The 18359-nt window shown below is 69.4% G+C and carries 14 protein-coding genes and 1 pseudogene; 4 read left to right on the top strand and 11 right to left on the bottom strand.

All coding sequences use genetic code 11. The annotated features are described in order from the left end of the window. Positions 1–329: 329 nt before the first annotated feature. Positions 330–2952 (bottom strand): annotated as a pseudogene (clpB, locus tag QF034_RS21770) (ATP-dependent chaperone ClpB). A 103-nt stretch (positions 2953–3055) separates the two neighbouring features. Here clpB and QF034_RS21765 point away from each other — a divergent pair. Continuing rightward, positions 3056–3472 carry a pyridoxamine 5'-phosphate oxidase family protein gene (locus tag QF034_RS21765; RefSeq protein WP_307176538.1) on the top strand — a complete coding sequence of 139 codons (417 nt, stop codon included), beginning with the start codon at positions 3056–3058 and terminating at the stop codon, positions 3470–3472. Positions 3473–3639: 167 nt separating this feature from the next. Here QF034_RS21765 and QF034_RS21760 read toward each other — a convergent pair whose 3' ends face one another. Next, positions 3640–3975, bottom strand: coding sequence for a Rieske (2Fe-2S) protein (locus tag QF034_RS21760; protein ID WP_020269590.1), 336 nt, complete (start codon positions 3973–3975; stop codon positions 3640–3642). Positions 3976–4275: 300 nt separating this feature from the next. Here QF034_RS21760 and QF034_RS21755 point away from each other — a divergent pair, with 300 nt between their 5' ends. Both QF034_RS21755 and QF034_RS21750 read left to right on the top strand, forming a co-directional pair. After that, positions 4276–5286: a helix-turn-helix domain-containing protein gene (locus tag QF034_RS21755; protein ID WP_307176537.1), complete on the top strand. Its 1011-nt coding sequence runs from the start codon at positions 4276–4278 to the stop codon at positions 5284–5286. Between the two features lie 17 nt (positions 5287–5303). Then, positions 5304–6293 (top strand): helix-turn-helix transcriptional regulator, encoded by a 990-nt coding sequence (locus tag QF034_RS21750; RefSeq protein ID WP_307176536.1) that lies wholly within the window; start codon positions 5304–5306, stop codon positions 6291–6293. Here the strand turns inward: QF034_RS21750 and QF034_RS21745 are convergent. From QF034_RS21745 to QF034_RS21715, 7 genes are all read right to left on the bottom strand, one after another. After that, positions 6256–7293: a helix-turn-helix transcriptional regulator gene (locus QF034_RS21745; protein ID WP_307176535.1), complete on the bottom strand. Its 1038-nt coding sequence runs from the start codon at positions 7291–7293 to the stop codon at positions 6256–6258. The genes QF034_RS21750 and QF034_RS21745 overlap by 38 nt on opposite strands. Positions 7294–7436: 143 nt before the next feature. Then, entirely contained in the window at positions 7437–8558 is a 1122-nt protein-coding gene (locus QF034_RS21740; RefSeq protein ID WP_370880827.1) for a sugar ABC transporter substrate-binding protein, read from the bottom strand. A 266-nt stretch (positions 8559–8824) separates the two neighbouring features. Then, complete coding sequence (locus tag QF034_RS21735; RefSeq protein ID WP_031142455.1) at positions 8825–9277, bottom strand: heat shock protein transcriptional repressor HspR; 453 nt, start codon at positions 9275–9277, stop codon at positions 8825–8827. Between the two features lie 5 nt (positions 9278–9282). Beyond that, positions 9283–10461: a molecular chaperone DnaJ gene (gene dnaJ / locus QF034_RS21730; protein WP_307176533.1), complete on the bottom strand. Its 1179-nt coding sequence runs from the start codon at positions 10459–10461 to the stop codon at positions 9283–9285. 36 nt (positions 10462–10497) lie between these two features. Continuing rightward, positions 10498–11157: a nucleotide exchange factor GrpE gene (gene grpE, locus QF034_RS21725; RefSeq protein WP_307176532.1), complete on the bottom strand. Its 660-nt coding sequence runs from the start codon at positions 11155–11157 to the stop codon at positions 10498–10500. Then, positions 11154–13013 (bottom strand): molecular chaperone DnaK, encoded by a 1860-nt coding sequence (dnaK, locus tag QF034_RS21720; protein WP_307176531.1) that lies wholly within the window; start codon positions 13011–13013, stop codon positions 11154–11156. The genes grpE and dnaK overlap by 4 nt, the downstream gene beginning before the upstream one ends. A gap of 94 nt (positions 13014–13107) precedes the next feature. Next, the gene (locus tag QF034_RS21715; protein ID WP_307176530.1) at positions 13108–14127 is read right to left on the bottom strand and encodes an MraY family glycosyltransferase; all 1020 of its coding nucleotides are present in this window, start codon (positions 14125–14127) and stop codon (positions 13108–13110) included. 241 nt (positions 14128–14368) lie between these two features. Here QF034_RS21715 and QF034_RS21710 point away from each other — a divergent pair, with 241 nt between their 5' ends. Beyond that, positions 14369–16681, top strand: a complete 2313-nt coding sequence (locus QF034_RS21710; protein WP_307176529.1) for a (Fe-S)-binding protein — start codon at positions 14369–14371, stop codon at positions 16679–16681. Positions 16682–16790: 109 nt separating this feature from the next. On the opposite strand, the gene QF034_RS21705 is transcribed toward QF034_RS21710, so the two are convergent. Together QF034_RS21705 and QF034_RS21700 are read right to left on the bottom strand one after the other, a co-directional pair. Further along, positions 16791–17180 carry a hypothetical protein gene (locus tag QF034_RS21705; protein WP_307176527.1) on the bottom strand — a complete coding sequence of 130 codons (390 nt, stop codon included), beginning with the start codon at positions 17178–17180 and terminating at the stop codon, positions 16791–16793. Between the two features lie 21 nt (positions 17181–17201). Next, positions 17202–18269, bottom strand: coding sequence for a CPBP family intramembrane glutamic endopeptidase (locus QF034_RS21700; protein ID WP_307176526.1), 1068 nt, complete (start codon positions 18267–18269; stop codon positions 17202–17204). Between the last annotated feature and the right edge of the window lie 90 nt (positions 18270–18359).

Here is an 18359-nt window from a genome sequence, read left to right as displayed (position 1 = left end):
AGGCACAGGGGCAACACGGCGACAGAGGGGCGCGGGGGCGTGGCCGAGAACCGCTCCATGAACGGAATCGACGACTGGACCCGAAAGGCCGTTCGACTCATGCCGGACATCGTGAAGATGCCGTGAAGCGGAAGGGCGCGGAGTGTGTGGATGAGGCCCCGAGTTGGCCGAATATCGCGTATGCGGCTCGCCCGGCCGGTCCCCGGGAGCGCGGCATGCGACGGCACGACTCGGAGGCGGCATGCGACGGCCCGCCCTGCGCTCCGCGGCATGCGACGGCCCGCCCCGGAGTGCGGGGCGGGCCGTCGCCAGGGTGCCTGAGCGTCCGGTCAGAGGGTCTTGCCGGCCGCCGGTCCCACCAGGAGCTCGTCGCCGAAGCGGTCGACGCGGACCGTGTCACCGTCCTTGATCTCGCCGGACAGGATCTCCTTGGCGAGCCGGTCGCCGATGGCGGACTGGACGAGGCGGCGCAGCGGGCGGGCGCCGTACGCCGGGTCCATGCCCTCCTCCGCGAGCCAGGCCAGGGCCTCGGGCGTGATGTCCAGGGTGAGGCGCCGCTCGGCGAGCCGCTTGGCCAGGCGCTCGATCTGGAGCTTCGCGATGCGCTCGAGTTCGGGCTTGGTCAGGGCGGCGAAGACGACCAGGTCGTCCAGGCGGTTGAGGAACTCCGGCTTGAAGGAGGTCCGCACCACCTCGAGGACCTGCTCCTTCTTCTCCGCCTCGCTGGTGAGCGGATCGACCAGGAACTGGCTGCCCAGGTTCGACGTCAGCACGAGGATGGTGTTGCGGAAGTCGACCGTGCGGCCCTGGCCGTCCGTGAGACGCCCGTCGTCGAGCACCTGGAGCAGGATGTCGAAGACCTCGGGATGGGCCTTCTCCACCTCGTCCAGCAGGACGACGGAGTACGGACGGCGGCGCACCGCCTCCGTGAGCTGGCCGCCCTCCTCGTAGCCGACGTATCCGGGCGGGGGCGCCGACCAGCCGGGCCACGCTGTGCTTCTCGCTGTACTCCGACATGTCGATGCGGACCATCGCCCGCTCGTCGTCGAAGAGGAAGTCTGCGAGGGCCTTGGCCAGCTCGGTCTTGCCGACGCCGGTCGGGCCGAGGAAGAGGAAGGAGCCGGTGGGGCGGTCGGGGTCGGAGATCCCGGCCCGCGAGCGCCGCACGGCGTCGGACACCGCCCGCACGGCCTCGGTCTGGCCGATGAGCCGCTTGCCCAGCTCGTCCTCCATACGGAGCAGCTTCTGCGTCTCGCCCTCCAGCAGGCGCCCGGCGGGGATGCCGGTCCAGGAGGCGACGACGTCGGCGATGTCGTCGGCGCCGACCTCCTCCTTGACCATGGTGTCCTTGGCGCCCCCGCCGGAGGCGGAAGATGTCAACGCCTCCTCGGCCTCGGAGGCGGCCTCCAGCTCCTTCTCCAGGGCGGGGATCTCGCCGTAGAGCAGCTTGGAGGCGGTGTCGAAGTCACCGTCGCGCTGGGCGCGCTCGGCCTGGCCGCGCAGTTCGTCGAGGCGTTCCTTCAGCTCGCCGACGCGGTTGAGGGACTGCTTCTCCTTCTCCCAGCGGGCGGTCAGGCCGCGCAGCTCCTCCTCCTTGTCGGCGAGGTCGCGGCGCAGCTTCTCCAGGCGCTCGCGGGAGGCCGCGTCGGTCTCCTTGCCGATCGCGAGCTCCTCCATCTTCAGCCGGTCGACGGCGCGCTGGAGTTCGTCGATCTCGACGGGGGATGAGTCGATCTCCATCCGCAGCCGCGAGGCCGCCTCGTCGACGAGGTCGATGGCCTTGTCGGGCAGGAAGCGGGAGGTGATGTACCGGTCGGAGAGGGCGGCGGCGGCGACCAGCGCGCTGTCGGCGATCTGCACCTTGTGGTGAGCCTCGTAGCGGCCCTTGAGGCCGCGCAGGATCGCGATGGAGTCCTCGACGCTCGGCTCGGCGACCAGCACCTGCTGGAAGCGCCGCTCCAGGGCGGCGTCCTTCTCGATCCGCTCGCGGTACTCGTCGAGGGTCGTGGCACCCACCATGCGCAGCTCACCGCGGGCGAGCATGGGCTTGAGCATGTTGCCCGCGTCCATGGCGGAGTCACCGCCGGCACCGGCGCCCACGACGGTGTGCAGCTCGTCGATGAAGGTGATGATCTGCCCGTCGGAGTCCTTGATCTCGGCGAGGACGGTCTTCAGCCGCTCCTCGAACTCACCCCGGTACTTGGCCCCGGCGACCATGGCGCCCAGATCGAGCGCGACGAGCCGCTTGTCCTTGAGGGACTCCGGCACGTCCCCCTTGACGATCCGCTGGGCGAGCCCCTCGACGACGGCGGTCTTGCCGACGCCGGGCTCGCCGATGAGCACGGGGTTGTTCTTGGTCCGCCGGGACAGCACCTGCACCACGCGCCGGATCTCCTGGTCCCGCCCGATGACGGGATCGAGCTTGCCTTCCCGCGCGGCGGCCGTGAAGTCCGTCCCGAACTTCTCCAGGGCCTTGTACTGCCCCTCGGGATCGGCCGTGGTCACACGCCGGGCGCCCCGCGTCTTCTGGAAGGCGTCCTGCAGCTTCCTGGCGTCGGCGCCCTGCTGCGACAGCACCTCGCCGGCCGCGCCGCCCTTCGCGGCGATGCCGAGGAGGAGGTGCTCCGTGGAGAGGTACTCGTCCCCGAGGTCCTTGGCGCGGGCCTGCGCGTCGGCGACGACGGCGAGCATCTCGCGGTTGGGCTGGGGCGGCGCCACGGTGGACCCGGTCACGCTGGGCAGCCCGGCGAGCACGCGCTCGGCTCCGGCGCGTACGGCCGCCTGGTCGGCGTCGACCGCGGCGAGCAGATCGGTGATGTTCTCGTTGTCCTGCCCCTGGAGCAGCGCGAGAAGCAGGTGGGCTGGGGTGAGGTCGGGGTGGCCCTCGGTCACGGCACGGTTGCTGGCCGCGTTGATGGCGTCCCGGCTCCGGTTGGTCAGCTCGGCGTCCACGTTCGCGTTCTCCTCCTTGCACTGACCCGAACGACTTGCACAAAGTTGAGTCTAGTCCACTCAAGGCCGGTTCGGGGAGGAGACAGGGGTTAAGTTCCGGGGCATGGCGACCAAGTACTCCGTCGATCCGGGTGCCCCGGACCCGCCGTATCTCGCCTTCTGGCGGGAGCGGCACGTGTGCACCCTGACGACTCCCCGGCCGGACGGCACTCCGCACGTGGTACCCGTCGGGGTCACATACGATCCGGAGGCCCGGCTCGCTCGGGTGATCACGAACAAGGCGAGCGCCAAGGCGCGGCACGTCCTGGCCGCCGGGGAGCGGGGAGCGGCGGTCGCGGTCTGCCAGATGGAGGGCCGGCGCTGGGCGACGCTCGAGGGCCGGGCCTTCGTCCGCACGGAGCCGGAGCGGGTGGCGGAGGCGGAGCGCCGTTACGCGGAACGCTACGGACGAACACCCTCACCCAACCCCGCCCGCGTGGTGATCGAGATCGAACTGACGCGAGCGATGGGGCGTGGGTGAGCGGAGTGAAAATCCACACCGGTGATCGATTGGATCCGGCCACGGCGTGACCGGGGCGATACCCGGAAATGTCCCCAGAAACTGCAGCGGCGTCACCGTGTTCAGGTCACGGTGACGCCGCTGCGGGGGGAAGCACCTGAGCGATCTGTTACGACGGGGGAATCGCGTCAGGCACTGCGGGGGGTGGCAGAGATGGTCCTCGGGACGGGAGAGTCGGCTTCCACCTGCTCATGGTCCCTCTGGTCCAGGTTCACAAAGATCATTCCGTACCGTACGGCACACCGCACGGGCTGCGGCGCCCCCCGAGGCCGCCGCAGACACCGGTAAGCCCGTACGTCCTCGTCCTCGTCCCGCGTGACGACCACCGGCTCGCCGAACACGGTCACCATCAACGAGTCACCGCTGTGGGGGATGGCGGTGACCAGGTCGATGAAGTGCCAGCCGGAGCGGTAGGCGGTGGCCATTTCGCGGCGGAAGGAGCGGTCGTCGGGTGGAGTGGTCACGTCAGCTCCCGGCTCCGTCGACCCCAGGGTTCGGCCACTGGGTGTTGTCAGTAGTTGCAACGTCCGCGACTGCCGCCGGCCACTGCGTGTTCGCCCGGACTCCGTCCTTCTCATCGGAGTGGCCACTCAGCACACCGAGGGCCACGACGGCGGAGAAGGTGGCGACAAGCACCGAGCGAAGCATTTTGTTACGCATAGTCGGCTTCGTCCTCACTTGAAGGTCCCCTTTTCCCCCGTCGAATACGACGATGGCTCATTCGGGCACGTCATGGCCACACAATCGGTGCATCATGTTCCTGCATGTTCAGGACCCTGGGGGGTGGAGATTTGAGCGCTAATCGGGCTAAGGGTGCGCATACCCACCCAATCGCTGAGCTCTGCGAGGCGGGAAGTCGTCTCTATACCACGGCTCTGCGCGCTGGACGTGTGGCGCGCGCTGACGCGGAGTCCGCTCCCTGCCTCGTCGAACTCGCTCTGTTGCACCCCGATCCGGACGACCCGACCTGGCTACGCCCCGTGCCGCCGGCGGTCGCGCTGGCACAGCATCTGCATCCCCTCGAGCGGGAGATCACCGAACGCAGGCGCCTGTCCGTGCAACTCGCGGACACCTTCGAGCCGTTCATGGCGATGGGCATGCAGGCGACGGCAACCAGCGATTCCATCACCGTATTGGAGGGCGGTGAGCGCATCAACGCGGCGCTCAATCTGGCCACCGCCCAGTGTCAGACGGAACTTCTGACAGTGCAGCCCAGTGACCGGGTCTCCGAGCGGAGCCTCCTGCGAAGTCTCGAACGGGACAAGCCCTTGATCGACCGCGGTGTCAAGGTCCGCAGCCTCTACCAGCACACCGCTCGGTACAACCCGGAGAAGCTGTCGTACGTCGCCCGGCTCTCCGACGGAAAGGTCGAGTACCGCACCATCGACGAACTGGTCGAGCGCTTGATCATCTGCGACGAGACAGTCGCCTTCATCCCCGCACGTGACGACCAGCAAGTGGCCCTGGAGCTGCGCCACCCCGGGCTCGTCCGTTACCTGATCAAGGTTTTCGAGTACCTGTGGGACCGCGCGGTTCCGATGAGCACCGGCGCGCCCTACGAAGCGGCTTCCGACGGCATCACCGAGATCCAGCACTCCATAGCCAAGCTCCTGGTGGAGGGCCACGTGGACGAGGCCATCGCCCGCCGCCTCGGCATGAACGTCCGTACCTGCCGTGCTCACATAGCCAAGCTGGCGTCGGCCCTGGGGAGCGGCAGCCGAGCCCAACTCGGGTACCTCATAGCGCAGTCGGGGATCCTGAAGCAGGACCACTGAAGAGGAGGACGTTCCGAGTGACGTCGGCGCAACACTTACTGCACGACGCGGAAGAACTGTGCCCTGCCGGGACGGATCTGTACGAACGAGCCCTGCGCGAAGGGCACGTGCCCGCGGAAGCGGCCGATGCCGCGCCCTGTCTGATGGACTTCGGCCTGCTGCACCCCGCCGTCGACGACCTTCACCGACTTGAGCCGGTGGCGCCGGCCGTCGCCCTCCACCGGCTGTTGCGGTCCTCCAGGGAACGGATCGCGCGCGAACGACGACGGGAGGAGCGGCTGGCCGAGACATTCGAGCCGCTCATGGCCGTCGAAGGGCATCGCGCGGCTGCGGCCGCCACCCCGACGCTGACGCTCCTCAGCGGAAAGGAGCGGATCAACGAGGCCATCACCGAGGCCATGGCGGACGCCTCCCGGGAACTGCTCACCATCCAGCCCCGCCCCAAGATCACCAGGGAACGGGTCGAGGCGGCCTACGCCGTCGCCACGGACCGCGACCAGGCTCTGCTGGACCGCGGCGGTCGCATCCGCACCCTCTACCAGCACACCCTCCGCCACTCCCCCTTGACCGTCGCGCACCACGAACGGCTGAGGGGTGACATCGAGGCGCGTGCGCTGGACGAGCTCACCGACCGGCTCATCATCGTCGACCGGGCCGTCGCCTTCCTCCCCGCCGACGACAACGGCGACCTCGCTCTGGACATACGCCACCCGGCCATCGTCGGATACCTGTCCACCACCTTCGACCGGTTCTGGCGCCTCGCCACCCCGGTGTTCCCCGAAGCCGTCGCCCAACCCTCCAGCGACGGCGTCACCCCCCGCCAACGCGCCATAGCCACCCTCCTGGTCGAGGGCCACACCGACGCCGTCATAGCCGACCGCCTCGGCATGAACATCCGTACCGCCCGGGTCCACATCGCCAAGCTCGCCGCGACGCTGGGCAGTCAGAGCCGGGCGCAGCTCGGGTTTCTCATCGCACGCTCGGGGATTCTTGACCAGGGATGCTGAGGGGTGCCGCCGAGCGGGGCCGGCCGTCCAGGCCCGCCTGGGCGATCCGCACCCCCAACTGCGTACGGCTGGCCGCCCCCAGCGTCTCCGACAGCCGGGCGATGTGCGCCCGGCACGTCCGGACGCTGATCCCCAGCCGCTCAGCGATCACCGCGTCCTGGTGCCCTTCCGCCAGCAGGGCCGCGATCGACTGCTCCCGGTGGGAGATGCCCTCGATGCCGGTGTCGGGCAGCGGCGCGGTCAGCGGGATGGCGAGGCGCCAGAGTCGTTCGAACACCGTGACCAGGTACTCGACGATCGCCGGGTGCCGTAGCTCCAGGGCCATCGTGCGGTCGGTGTTGGCGGGGATGAAGGCCACCGTCCGGTCGAAGAGGATCAGCCGGTCGATCACCTCGTCCAGCGTGCGCGCCTCCACCGCGTCGCCCATCAGCTCCAGATAGGTCATCAGACCCTGCCCGTGCCGGGCGACATGCGTGTACAGGTCCCGCATCCGCACGCCCCGGCCGCGCAGCGCCAGCGCCCGGTGCAGCCCCTCGGAGAGTTCCGCCTCGCGCCGGATGCCGCCCGGCTGCACCGTGAGCACCTCGGTCGTGCACGCCTGGGTCGCCTCGTCCATCGCGGTCTGGATCCGGGCGAGGCCGTCCAGGACCCGGATCGCCGGGCCCTCGGCCGCCGACGGGGCCGGCTGCACCTGCCGCCCCAGCCCGGCGTACCGCTCGAACGCCGCCACGGCCGAACCCACCCGCCGCTGGCTCGCGCTGACCTCGTCGTACATGCCGCGCAGCAGCCGGGTCATGACCTCCTGCGGGGGGGTCGGCACCAGCCAGTCCATGTCGTCGGGGTCGGGGTGCAGCAGGGCGAGTTCCAGCAGACAGGGCACCGGATCCGCGTCCCGGCGCGGCACGCGGCCCCGTCGTACGGCCCGGGAATACACGCGATCCCCGGCCTCGCACAGTCGGTCGGCACCGTGTGGATGCTCCTCCGCCCCGTGCCCGGCCATCGCCGATCCCACCCCCGGTGTCGCCGTCGTTCCGCAGCGCAACTATGCGCGGACGGGGCCTGCTCCGCAACACGGCTCCCCGCACCGGCGGACGGCAGACGGCAGACGGCAGACGGCAGACGGCAGACGGCAGACGGATCGGGCTACCTCAGGCCGATCGCCTGGCAAGCCGCCTTGTACTTCGCCGTGCAGATGTCCGACAGCTTGTAGATGTCGTCCGCCACCACCGTGTCCTTGATGTTCTCCTTGGTGAGGGCGACCACGGGCACGAGCTGGGCGGGGATGCCCTTGTGGGTGGGGCTGTCGACCTTGTCGCGGGTGAGGGCGGCGAACTGGATGTCGCGGCCCTGGACCCTGGCCACGGCCATCTCCGCGGCGTTCTCGGCCTCCTGCGGGTACGACTTGTACACGCTCATGTACTGGTCACCGGCGATGATCCGCTGCACCGCCGGGAGCTCCGCGTCCTGGCCGGTGATCGGCGGCAGGTCGGTGACGCCCGCGGTCTCCAGCGCCTTGACGATGCCGCCCGCCATGCCGTCGTTGGCGGAGTACACGGCGGCGATGTCGTCCTTGCCGATCTTCTCGATCGCCTCGGCCATGTTGGCCTCGGCGTTCTCCGGCTTCCAGTCCTTGGTGTCGAAGGACTGCGCGATCGTCACCTTGCCGTTCAGCTCGGACATCGCACCGGCCTTGAACTGCTTGGCGTTCGGGTCCGTCGGCGAACCGTTCATCATCACGATCTTGTCGGAGAGGCTCGCCTTCTCGCCGATCGCCTCCAGCAGGGTGCGCCCCTGGACCTCGCCGACCAGTTCGTTGTCGAAGGAGATGTACGCGTCGATCGGGCCCTCGGCCAGCCGGTCGTAGGCGATGACCGGAATGCCGGCGTCCTTGGCCTTCTGCACGCCGGCGGCGATGGCGTGCGAGTCGACGGCGTCCAGCAGGATCACGTCGACCCGGTCGTCGACCATCTGCTGCAGCTGGGCCGCCTGCGTGTCCGCGCTCGCCTCGGCGTTGGCGTACTCGACGCGGCCCCGGTCGTTGGTGAGGGACTCGACCTTCCTCTTGATGATGGGGTAGTCGAAGTTCTCGTACCGGGTGTTCGCCTTCTCCGGGAGCAGCAGGCCCACCGTGATGTCGTTGCCCTTGGTCGGGCTCGCCTCGTCGCTGCTCCCCGTCGCGTTGAGCACGCCGCAGCCGGCGAGCGTGACGGACATCGCGGCCGCGGCCACGGATATGGAGATAGGACGGCGCATTCGGGAGCTCACTTCGCGTGTGATTCGGACGTGGGCGCACTTTGTGGCCCATGTGACTGAAAAGCCAACGCGGGTGCGCCCCCAGCGTCAAGCGGAACCACTTAACGAGATGACAACACCACGCTCCGCAGCAGTTGTGAAGACTCTGCGGAATCACCTCCAAGTGACATGCACCATCCGGTCATCCACAGGAGGCGCAGCAAAAACACCCCAAGACATACAAAAAGGGCCGGGAGTCTCCTCCCGGCCCCTTTGCGGGCGTACGCGCGTCAGTCGCGTCAGTCCGACTGCTGCTGCCGTTTCGGCCGCCACACCACCAGCGCGCTGGTCTGCTGGACCTCCTGGTACGGCACCAGGTCGCGGCGGTACGACGCGTGCACCGCCGCCTCGCGCTGGCGCATGGCCGCCGCCGCGCCGTCGAGCGCGTCCTCCAGCTCGGCGACCCTGGCCTGGAGCGCGGCGACCTGGTTCTCCAGTTCGATGATGCGCTTGATCCCCGCCAGGTTGATGCCCTCGTCCTGCGACAACTGCTGGACGGTGCGCAGCAGTTCGATGTCGCGGGCCGAGTAGCGGCGGCCCCGGCCGGCGGTGCGGTCCGGAGACACCAGGCCCAGACGGTCGTACTGGCGCAGGGTCTGCGGGTGCAGGCCGGACAGCTGGGCCGCCACCGAGATGACGTAGACCGGGGTCTCCTCGGTCAGTTCATACGGGTTGCGTCGACGACCGTCCATCTGACTCATGCTCCCTTCGCGGCCTGGAACAGCTCCGCCCGCGGATCCTCACCCGCGGTCGCCTCGCGATACGCCTCGAGTGCGTCTCGAGCCTTCCCCGTCAGGTCCGTCGGAACACTCACCTCGACGGTGACCAGGAGGTCGCCCCGGGTGCCGTCCTTGCGGACCGCGCCCTTGCCCCGGGCTCGCATCGTACGGCCGTTCGGCGTGCCGGGCGGCAGCTTCAGCGTGACGGGCGGGCCGCCCAGCGTCGGCACCCGGACCTCCCCGCCGAGGGCCGCCTCGGCGAAGGTCACCGGGACGGTGACGGTGAGGTTGTCGTCCTTGCGGCCGAACACCGGGTGGGAGTCGACGTGCACGACCACGTACAGATCGCCCGCCGGGCCGCCGCGCTCGCCCGGCGCTCCCTTGCCGCGCAGCCGGATCCGCTGGCCGTCGCTGACGCCCGCGGGAATGCGCACCTGCATGGTCCGCGAGGACTTGGCCCGGCCGCTGCCCTTGCAGACCTCGCAGGCGTTCTCCGCGATCAGGCCGCGGCCCTTGCAGTCCGGGCAGGGGTCGGTGAGGGAGAAACCGCCGCCGCTGCCCCGGGCGACCTGCCCGGTGCCGACGCAGGTCGGGCACACGCGCGGCGTGCCGTTCTTGTCGCCGGTGCCCGAGCAGGCCTTGCAGGGCGACTGCGAGGACATCCGCAGCGGGACGGTCGCGCCCTCGATCGCCTCGGTGAAGCTCAGCGTGACCTCGGACTCGATGTCCTGGCCGCGCCGCGGATGCGGACGCGTCCCCGCGCCCGCGCCGCCACGGTTGAACAGGCCCCCGAAGACGTCACCGAGTCCACCGCCGAAACCGCCGGCTCCCTGGCCGCCCTGGGCGCCTCCGAAGAGGTCGCCCAGGTCGAAGTTGAAGGAGCCGCCGCCCGCGCCGGGCCCCGGACGGAAGCCGCCGTTGCCGAAGAGGGCGCGTGCCTCGTCGTACTCCTTGCGCTTCTTGGGATCGCCGAGGATGTCGTTGGCCTCGGAGATCTCCTTGAAGCGCTCCTCCGCCTTGACATTGCCCTTGTTGGCGTCCGGGTGGTACTCGCGGGCGAGCTTCCGGTACGCCTTCTTGATCTCGGCCTCGGTGGCGTCCTTGGGGACGCCGAGGACCTTGTAGTAGTCCTTCTCGATGAAGTCCTTGGTGCTCATCCTCGACGCCCCTCCTTCCCTTCGTCCGCTATGACGTCAGCCCTCTTCCGGGCCACCGCTCTCCTTGTCGTCGGCTTCGGCGGTCTCGTCCGCCTTGACCGTCTGCGCCCCCGGCTGGGGCTCGGCCACGGCCACCCGCGCGGGGCGGATGGTGCGCTCGCCGATCCGGTACCCGGGCTGCAGAATCGCCACGCACGTCGTCTCGGTGACGTCCGGTGCGTAGCTGTGCATCAGGGCTTCGTGGATCGTCGGGTCGAAGGGCTCGCCCTCCTTGCCGAACTGCTGGAGGCCCATCTTGGCCGCCGTGCTCTCCAGCGACTCGGCGACGGACTTGAAGCCGCCGACCAGTTCGCCGTGTTCACGCGCGCGGCCGATGTCGTCGAGTACGGGCAGGAGCTCGGTCAGGAGGTTCGCGATGGCGATCTCCTTGACCGCGATCCGGTCACGCTCGACCCGGCGGCGGTAGTTCTGGAACTCGGCCTGAAGGCGCTGGAGGTCCGCCGTGCGCTCGCTGAGCGCCGTGCGGGCCTGGTCCAGCTGGGCCACCAGAGCCACGTCCTGGCCCGTGTCCCCGGCCGGGGCCGCCCCCTCCTCCTGAGAGGGGGAGTCGGCGGCCTTCGGCTCGGCGTCGTCGGAGGTGGCGCCGGAAGGGACGTCGGGCTGCTGCTCGTCGAAGCCCGGGGTCTCCTCCGTCACGCGGCACCGTCCTTCCGCTCGTCGTCCACGATCTCGGCGTCGACGACGTCGTCGTCGGCCTTGGCGTCACCGGCACCGGCGTCCGCACCGGCTCCGGCGGAGGCGCCGCCGGCCTGCGCGGCGTTCGCGTCGGCGTACATGGCCTGGCCGAGCTTCTGCGAGACGGCCGCGACCTTCTCCGTGGCGGTGCGGATCTCGGCCGTGTCCTCGCCCTTGAGCTTCTCCTTCAGCTCGGCGACGGCTTCCTCGACCTCGGTCTTGATCTCGCCGGGGACCTTGTCCTCGTTGTCCTTGAGGAACTTCTCGGTCTGGTAGACGAGCTGCTCGCCCTGGTTGCGGGACTCGGCGGCCTCGCGGCGCTTGTGGTCCTCCTCCGCGTACTGCTCGGCCTCCTGGCGCATGCGGTCGACCTCGTCCTTCGGCAGCGAGGAGCCGCCGGTGACGGTCATCTTCTGCTCCTTGCCCGTGCCCAGGTCCTTCGCGGTCACGTGCATGATGCCGTTGGCGTCGATGTCGAAGGAGACCTCGATCTGCGGGACGCCGCGGGGCGCCGGGGGCAGACCGGTCAGCTCGAACATCCCGAGCTTCTTGTTGTACGCCGCGATCTCGCGCTCGCCCTGGTAGACCTGGATCTGCACGGACGGCTGGTTGTCCTCGGCCGTCGTGAAGATCTCGGACCGCTTGGTCGGGATCGTGGTGTTGCGCTCGATGAGCTTGGTCATGATGCCGCCCTTGGTCTCGATACCGAGGGACAGCGGGGTGACGTCGAGGAGCAGGACGTCCTTGACCTCGCCCTTGAGGACACCGGCCTGCAGGGCGGCGCCGATGGCGACGACCTCGTCCGGGTTGACGCCCTTGTTGGCGTCCTTGCCGCCGGTCAGCTCCTTGACGAGCTCGGCGACGGCGGGCATACGGGTCGAGCCGCCGACCAGGACGACGTGGTCGATCTCGCTGATGGAGATGCCGGCGTCCTTGATGACGTTGTGGAACGGCGTCTTGCAGCGCTCCAGGAGGTCCGCGGTCAGCTGCTGGAACTGGGCGCGGGTGAGCTTCTCGTCGAGGTGCAGGGGGCCCTCGGCGGAGGCGGTGATGTAGGGCAGGTTGATCGAGGTCTCGGTGGACGAGGACAGCTCGATCTTGGCCTTCTCGGCGGCCTCGCGCAGACGCTGCAGGGCCATCTTGTCCTTGCCCAGGTCCACGCCGTGGCCGGACTGGAACTGCTGGACCAGGTAGTCGACGATGCGCTGGTCCCAGTCGTCACCACCGAGGTGGTTGTCACCGTTGGTGGCCTTCACCTCGACGACGCCGTCGCCGATCTCCAGCAGCGAGACGTCGAACGTACCGCCACCGAGGTCGAAGACCAGGATGGTCTGGTCGTCCTTGTCGAGGCCGTACGCCAGAGCGGCCGCGGTGGGCTCGTTGACGATGCGCAGCACGTTCAGACCGGCGATCTCGCCGGCCTCCTTCGTGGCCTGGCGCTCGGAGTCGTTGAAGTACGCCGGGACGGTGATGACCGCGTCGGTCACCTTCTCGCCCAGGTAGGACTCGGCGTCCCGCTTCAGCTTCTGGAGCACGAAGGCGCTGATCTGCTGCGGGTTGAAGGGCTTCCCGTCCAGCTCGATCTTCCAGTCGGTGCCCATGTGCCGCTTGACCGAGCGAATGGTCCGGTCCACGTTGGTGACCGCCTGACGCTTGGCCACCTCTCCGACGAGCACCTCACCGTTCTTGGCGAAGGCGACGACGGACGGCGTGGTCCTGGCGCCCTCGGCGTTGGTGATGACGGTGGGCTCGCCGCCCTCCAGAACGCTGACGACGGAGTTAGTCGTGCCCAGGTCGATGCCGACCGCACGTGCCATGGTTGATTCCTCCAGCTGACTTGAGTGGAACGGACTCAAGTGTGCACGACGCCTCCCGACCGGTCAACAGAGCTGAGTCGAGCGGGCTCAACTCTTATCCGTTCCTTACACGCAATGGCGCTCTGACCTGCGTCGATACAGTGCGTCGATCGGCGTACACAGGGACACGCGAAAGAGCGAACACGACCAGGAGAGCCCCTCCCGCCACCCACCACAGGGCGTCGCTCCCGATCCGGCCGGCGTGCGCGAGTACCCCGATGAGGACACCGGACAACGCCCCGGCCCCCAGCAGGACGGTCGCCCCCGGCACGGTCAGCCCGAGCCGCCGCAGCCGGTGCGCGAGGTGGTCCGGCCCGCTGCGGACGACGGGCCGCCCGCCCAACCGCCGCGACAGCAGGACGAGTACGGCATCGGCACCCGCCACGGCGGTCAGCGCGAACAGCACGCCCGCGCTCTCCCCGAGCCCCAGCCCGGCCCGGGTGTGCACGGCCCCCGCGGCCAGGACGAACCCGGCGGACATCGCCCCGCACGCCCCGAGCGCGGCCCGCGCGGGATACCAGTTGTGCAGGAGGAACCCGGTCAGCGCGGCGGCCAGCACGCTCATCAGCACCGCGATCCCGTCCATCACCTCCATAGCCGCACAGGCCGCCACCCCGAAGGCGGTCACCACCCCGACGGACCCCGCGAGCCCGTCGGCGTGATCGAGCCCGCGGAAGGCGAAGGTCACGCACACGACCCACCCGACGGCGAGCAGGCCGCCCCCGATCCCGGTGTCGCCGTACGGCACGACGCACGCCGCCGCCACGGCCGTGCCGGCGAGAAGCACCCGTCGCCGCAGCCGCCGGATGTCGTCGACGAGGCCGAGCAGGGCGACCACGCCGCCGGCCAGGAGCAGCTTCGCGACCTCGGGCCCGAGCGTCACGGCACCGGCCCGCTCCCCGCCCCACAGGACCGCCCCGGCTCCGAGCGCGACGGCCACACCGCCGCACAGCGGCACGTCCCGCCGGCGCCGCCGCTCGAACAGACGCAGCCGTCGGGCGGGGGCCCGCAGGACGGCCGCGAGCAGGGCGGTGAGGAGCAGGGCGGTGGCGGCGGCGACGATCCCGTAGAGCACGGATATAAGTTAGGCGTCACTATGACAATTCGGTACGAATAACACGACGGGATCGCGAGCCGCGTCGGGGCGTTTCCTGAGGCAACCCTCAGCGATTCAGATCACTGCCCACCCGGCTACAGTGCGGCGGAAGATAGGGGTAGTCTCAGACGGACTGCATAAGTTACCGCTTAGTAATCTCGGGGAACCCTGAAGAACGACCGGTTCCCCCGACAAACCCTCGCAGGCCCGAGGAGCCCCCATGCAACTCGCCGCGATCATCGTGTCGCTGGTCTTGACCGTGGTCGGCGTCGCGCTGCTCGCACGCGCGATCGGCCAGTTCGTCCGGTACTTCAAGCTGGGCCAGCCCGTGCCCGCCGGTACCCGGACCGACAATCCCTACCAGCGCAGCGTGACGCTGGTGAAGGAGTTCCTCGGCCACACGCGCATGAACCGGTGGGGCATCGTCGGTGTCGCCCACTGGTTCGTGGCGATCGGCTTCCTGACGCTGCCGCCGACGATCATCACTGCGTACGGCCAGCTGTTCCAGGCCGACTGGACGCTGCCGGTGCTCGGCGGCTTCCTCCCGTACGAGCTCTACATCGAGTTCATCGCGGCGATGACCACCCTCGGCATCGCGACCCTGATGGTCATCCGCCTGCTGAACCTGCCGTCGCGGCCGGGCCGCAAGTCCCGCTTCGCCGGCTCGAAGATGGGCCAGGCGTACTTCGTCGAGTACGTCATCCTCACGATCGGCCTGGCCATCTACGTCCTGCGGGGCCTGGAGGGCGCGCTCCACCACGTGGACCACTACGAGGCCGCGTACTTCGCCTCGTACCCGCTGGTCCTGGCCTTCAAGGGCCTGAGCGTGGCGGCGCTGCAGAACCTCGTCTACTTCTTCGCGATGATCAAGCTGGGCACGACCATGATCTGGATGATCACGGTCAGCCTGAACACCAACATGGGTGTCGCCTGGCACCGCTTCCTGGCGTTCCCGAACATCTGGTTCAAGCGCGAGGCGTCGGGCGGCACGGCTCTGGGCGCGCTCCAGCCCATGACGTCGGGCGGCGAGCCGATCGACTTCACCGACCCGGGCGAGGACGACGTCTTCGGCGTCTCCCAGGTCGAGCAGTTCTCCTGGAAGGGCCTGCTGGACTTCTCCACGTGCACCGAGTGCGGCCGCTGCCAGTCGCAGTGCCCGGCCTGGAACACGGGCAAGCCGCTCTCCCCCAAGCTGCTGATCATGTCGCTGCGCGACCACGCGCACGCCAAGGCGCCGTACCTGCTGGCCGGCGGCGGCAAGACGATGGAGGGCGAGGAGAAGGCATCCGAGGAGCAGCTGGCCGGCGTGCCCGCCGCCGCCCTCGCGGAGGCCGAGCGCCCGCTGATCGGCACGGCCGAGGACAACGGCGTCATCGACCCGGACGTCCTGTGGTCCTGCACCACCTGCGGTGCCTGTGTCGAGCAGTGCCCGGTGGACATCGAGCACGTCGACCACATCGTCGACATGCGCCGCTACCAGGTGATGATCGAGTCGGCGTTCCCGTCCGAGGCGGGCACGATGCTCAAGAACCTGGAGAAAAAGGGCAACCCCTGGGGCCTGGCGAAGAAGCAGCGCCTGGAGTGGCTCAAGGAGGTCGACTTCGAGGTCCCGGTCGTCGGCAAGGACATCGAGGACCTGTCCGAGGTCGAGTACCTCTACTGGGTCGGCTGCGCCGGCGCCCTGGAGGACCGCGCCAAGAAGACCACGAAGGCCTTCGCGGAGCTGCTCCACATCGCGGGCGTCAAGTTCGCCATCATGGGCGGCGACGAGAAGTGCACCGGTGACTCCGCCCGCCGCCTCGGCAACGAGCCCCTGTTCCAGGAGCTCGGCATGGAGAACGTCATGGCTCTGAACATGGCGTTCGGCGAGGAGATGGACGACGACGGCAAGGTGACGCCCGAGTCGGCGAAGCCCAAGTCGGCGAAGAAGATCGTCGCGACCTGCCCGCACTGCCTCAACACGCTCGGCAACGAGTATCCGCAGCTCGGCGGCGACTACGAGGTCATCCACCACACGCAGCTGCTCCAGCACCTGGTGGACGAGGGCAAGCTCATCCCGGTGACCCCGGTCGAGGGCATCATCACGTACCACGACCCCTGCTACCTGGGACGCCACAACAAGATCTACACGCCTCCGCGCGAGATCATCGCCAGCGTCCCCGGCATCCGCAACGAGGAGATGCACCGCCACAAGGAGCGCGGCTTCTGCTGTGGCGCGGGTGGTGCGCGGATGTGGATGGAGGAGCGCATCGGCAAGCGCATCAACAACGAGCGCGTCGACGAGGCGCTGTCGCTCAACCCCGACATCGTCTCCACGGCCTGCCCGTTCTGCCTCGTGATGCTCACGGACTCCGTCAACGGCAAGAAGAACGACGGCAAGGCGAAGGAGTCCATCCAGGTGGTGGACGTCGCTCAGCTCCTGCTGGACTCGGTGAAGACGCCGGTCCCCGCGGAGGACGAGGACGACGACGGCGAGCCGCCGGCGGGCACGGCGGACTCGGAGAACGCGCCGGAACCGGAGCCGGTGAAGTAGGCGGTTCCCACCGGGTGTTCTCGACGCCCCCTGCCCGAGTTGCCGGGCGGGGGGCGTCGGCATTCCCTCGCCGGATGCCGCCGGATGCCGCCGGTCAGCACGGGGGGTCTCAGTCGCGGTGGCTGGAGCCGGCCCCCGCCAGCCCCGTCCCGAGAAGGATGTATGCCGCGAGGGCCAGGAACGGTATGTGCCCGCCCACCCTGTCGATGTCGTCGGTGAAATACCCGGAGACCCCTGACCAGAACAACCCACCGACAGCCACCAGCACGGCGTTGTGGGTTTCCCCCATCATCCGCATGCCGGCCCACAGCAGAAGGGGCATGAGAACCCAGGAAGCGGCTGTGGTGAGCAGGAACTCGAAGGCGCCGGCCCACATCTCGTCGTCGCTCTCGGCTGCGCTTTCGTGTGCCCGCGCGAAGCCGGCGGACATGAGGGTGTGGCAGGCCGCGGTGGCGGCGGTGACGGTGACGGCGCCTTTGACATGTCGTACGTATCGCATCGGGGGGGATCCTCGCCCTTCTCAGGCCGTGGGCTCGCACGAGTGCGGTCCGCCGCCGGGCAGGTCGTCCGCGCCGCCTGGTGAGGACGAGGCAACTCCAGGAGCGGACGTGATCGTGGGCGTCGCAGCGCCCTGCGGTGGCATGTGCGGTGCGGGCCGTGAGGCGGGCACAGCCACCGGCCGTGAGAGGCGCTGAGGCTGGTGACGTCGGGCGAGCCACAGCACGAGCGCGGCGTAGATCAGGGTCGTTGCCACATCCGTGAGGGCGAGTTGCCAGGGCGAGTCGGCGGCGGTCTCGTCGGACGCCAGCCCGTCGACGACCGCGGCGGCGACGCCGAAGGCCAGCAGGTTGTTCAGGACGTGCAGGGCGACGGCTGCCTCCAGCCCGCCGGTACGGATGGTCAGCCATCCGGCGATCAGGCCGAAGACCAGCAGGCCGCCGAAACCCCACCCGGTGCCCCAGCCGTGGGCGGCGGCGAACAGCACGGCCTGCGGGAGCACCGCGAACCACGGAGAACGGACGAAAGCGCCGACCGTCTGCGCCAGCCAGCCCCGGAAGACGTACTCCTCGGCCGCGGCCTGCACCGGGACGAGGAGGGCCAGCACGACCAGCGAGGTGAGGAACGACCGCCAGCCCACCCATGCGCCCGACTCCCCCGAGTCGGCTCCGCCGTCGGGCAGGAAGGCGGCGGTCACCGCCAGCACGGTCACGGGGAGCACGGCGGCGAGCAGACACCGGGCCAGCCAGCGCCACCGCAGCCGTCCGCCGACCGACGACAGGGTGCCGGGCGGTCGCCGCCCCGGCCACCACACGGCCAGCAGGATCAGGGGCAGGGCCACCGCGATGGACGTCAGGTCCAGGGCCGTGTTGGCGAGCGGTCCGAAGTCGTGGCCTCCGTCGGGCAGTTCACGGAGCCCGGCCGCCGCACCGACGCCGTAGGAGACGGCGAACAGTACGAGGTTGAGTACGAGGTAGGCACCGAGAAACAGCACAGTGCCGAGCAGTGGCCGCCACCAGCGGTGACGGCCCGTGCAGTGACCCATGCGGTGGTAGGCGAGGCCGGTGGGGTGCGGTAACGGCGCTGTCATGATCCCTACTATGCAGTGGATCACCCTGATCAGCACCGTAGTTGGGTGTGACAGAGGTGGTTTGACCTTCACGCATGGGTCAATGCCTGG

Source organism: Streptomyces africanus (assembly GCF_030816955.1).
Lineage (GTDB): Bacteria > Actinomycetota > Actinomycetes > Streptomycetales > Streptomycetaceae > Streptomyces > Streptomyces africanus.
Note: the sequence above shows the minus strand (reverse complement) of the source record. Positions and strands in the feature narration are given on the sequence as shown.

Coding starts and splice junctions, on each gene's coding strand:
- QF034_RS21710 (WP_307176529.1), top strand. CDS start 14,369: ATGCAACTCGCCGCGATCATCGTGTCGCTGGTCTTGACCGTGGTCGGC.
- dnaK (WP_307176531.1), bottom strand. CDS start 13,013: ATGGCACGTGCGGTCGGCATCGACCTGGGCACGACTAACTCCGTCGTC.
- QF034_RS21765 (WP_307176538.1), top strand. CDS start 3,056: ATGGCGACCAAGTACTCCGTCGATCCGGGTGCCCCGGACCCGCCGTAT.
- QF034_RS21755 (WP_307176537.1), top strand. CDS start 4,276: ATGTTCAGGACCCTGGGGGGTGGAGATTTGAGCGCTAATCGGGCTAAG.
- dnaJ (WP_307176533.1), bottom strand. CDS start 10,461: ATGAGCACCAAGGACTTCATCGAGAAGGACTACTACAAGGTCCTCGGC.
- QF034_RS21700 (WP_307176526.1), bottom strand. CDS start 18,269: ATGACAGCGCCGTTACCGCACCCCACCGGCCTCGCCTACCACCGCATG.
- QF034_RS21705 (WP_307176527.1), bottom strand. CDS start 17,180: ATGCGATACGTACGACATGTCAAAGGCGCCGTCACCGTCACCGCCGCC.
- QF034_RS21735 (WP_031142455.1), bottom strand. CDS start 9,277: ATGGACGGTCGTCGACGCAACCCGTATGAACTGACCGAGGAGACCCCG.
- QF034_RS21745 (WP_307176535.1), bottom strand. CDS start 7,293: ATGGCCGGGCACGGGGCGGAGGAGCATCCACACGGTGCCGACCGACTG.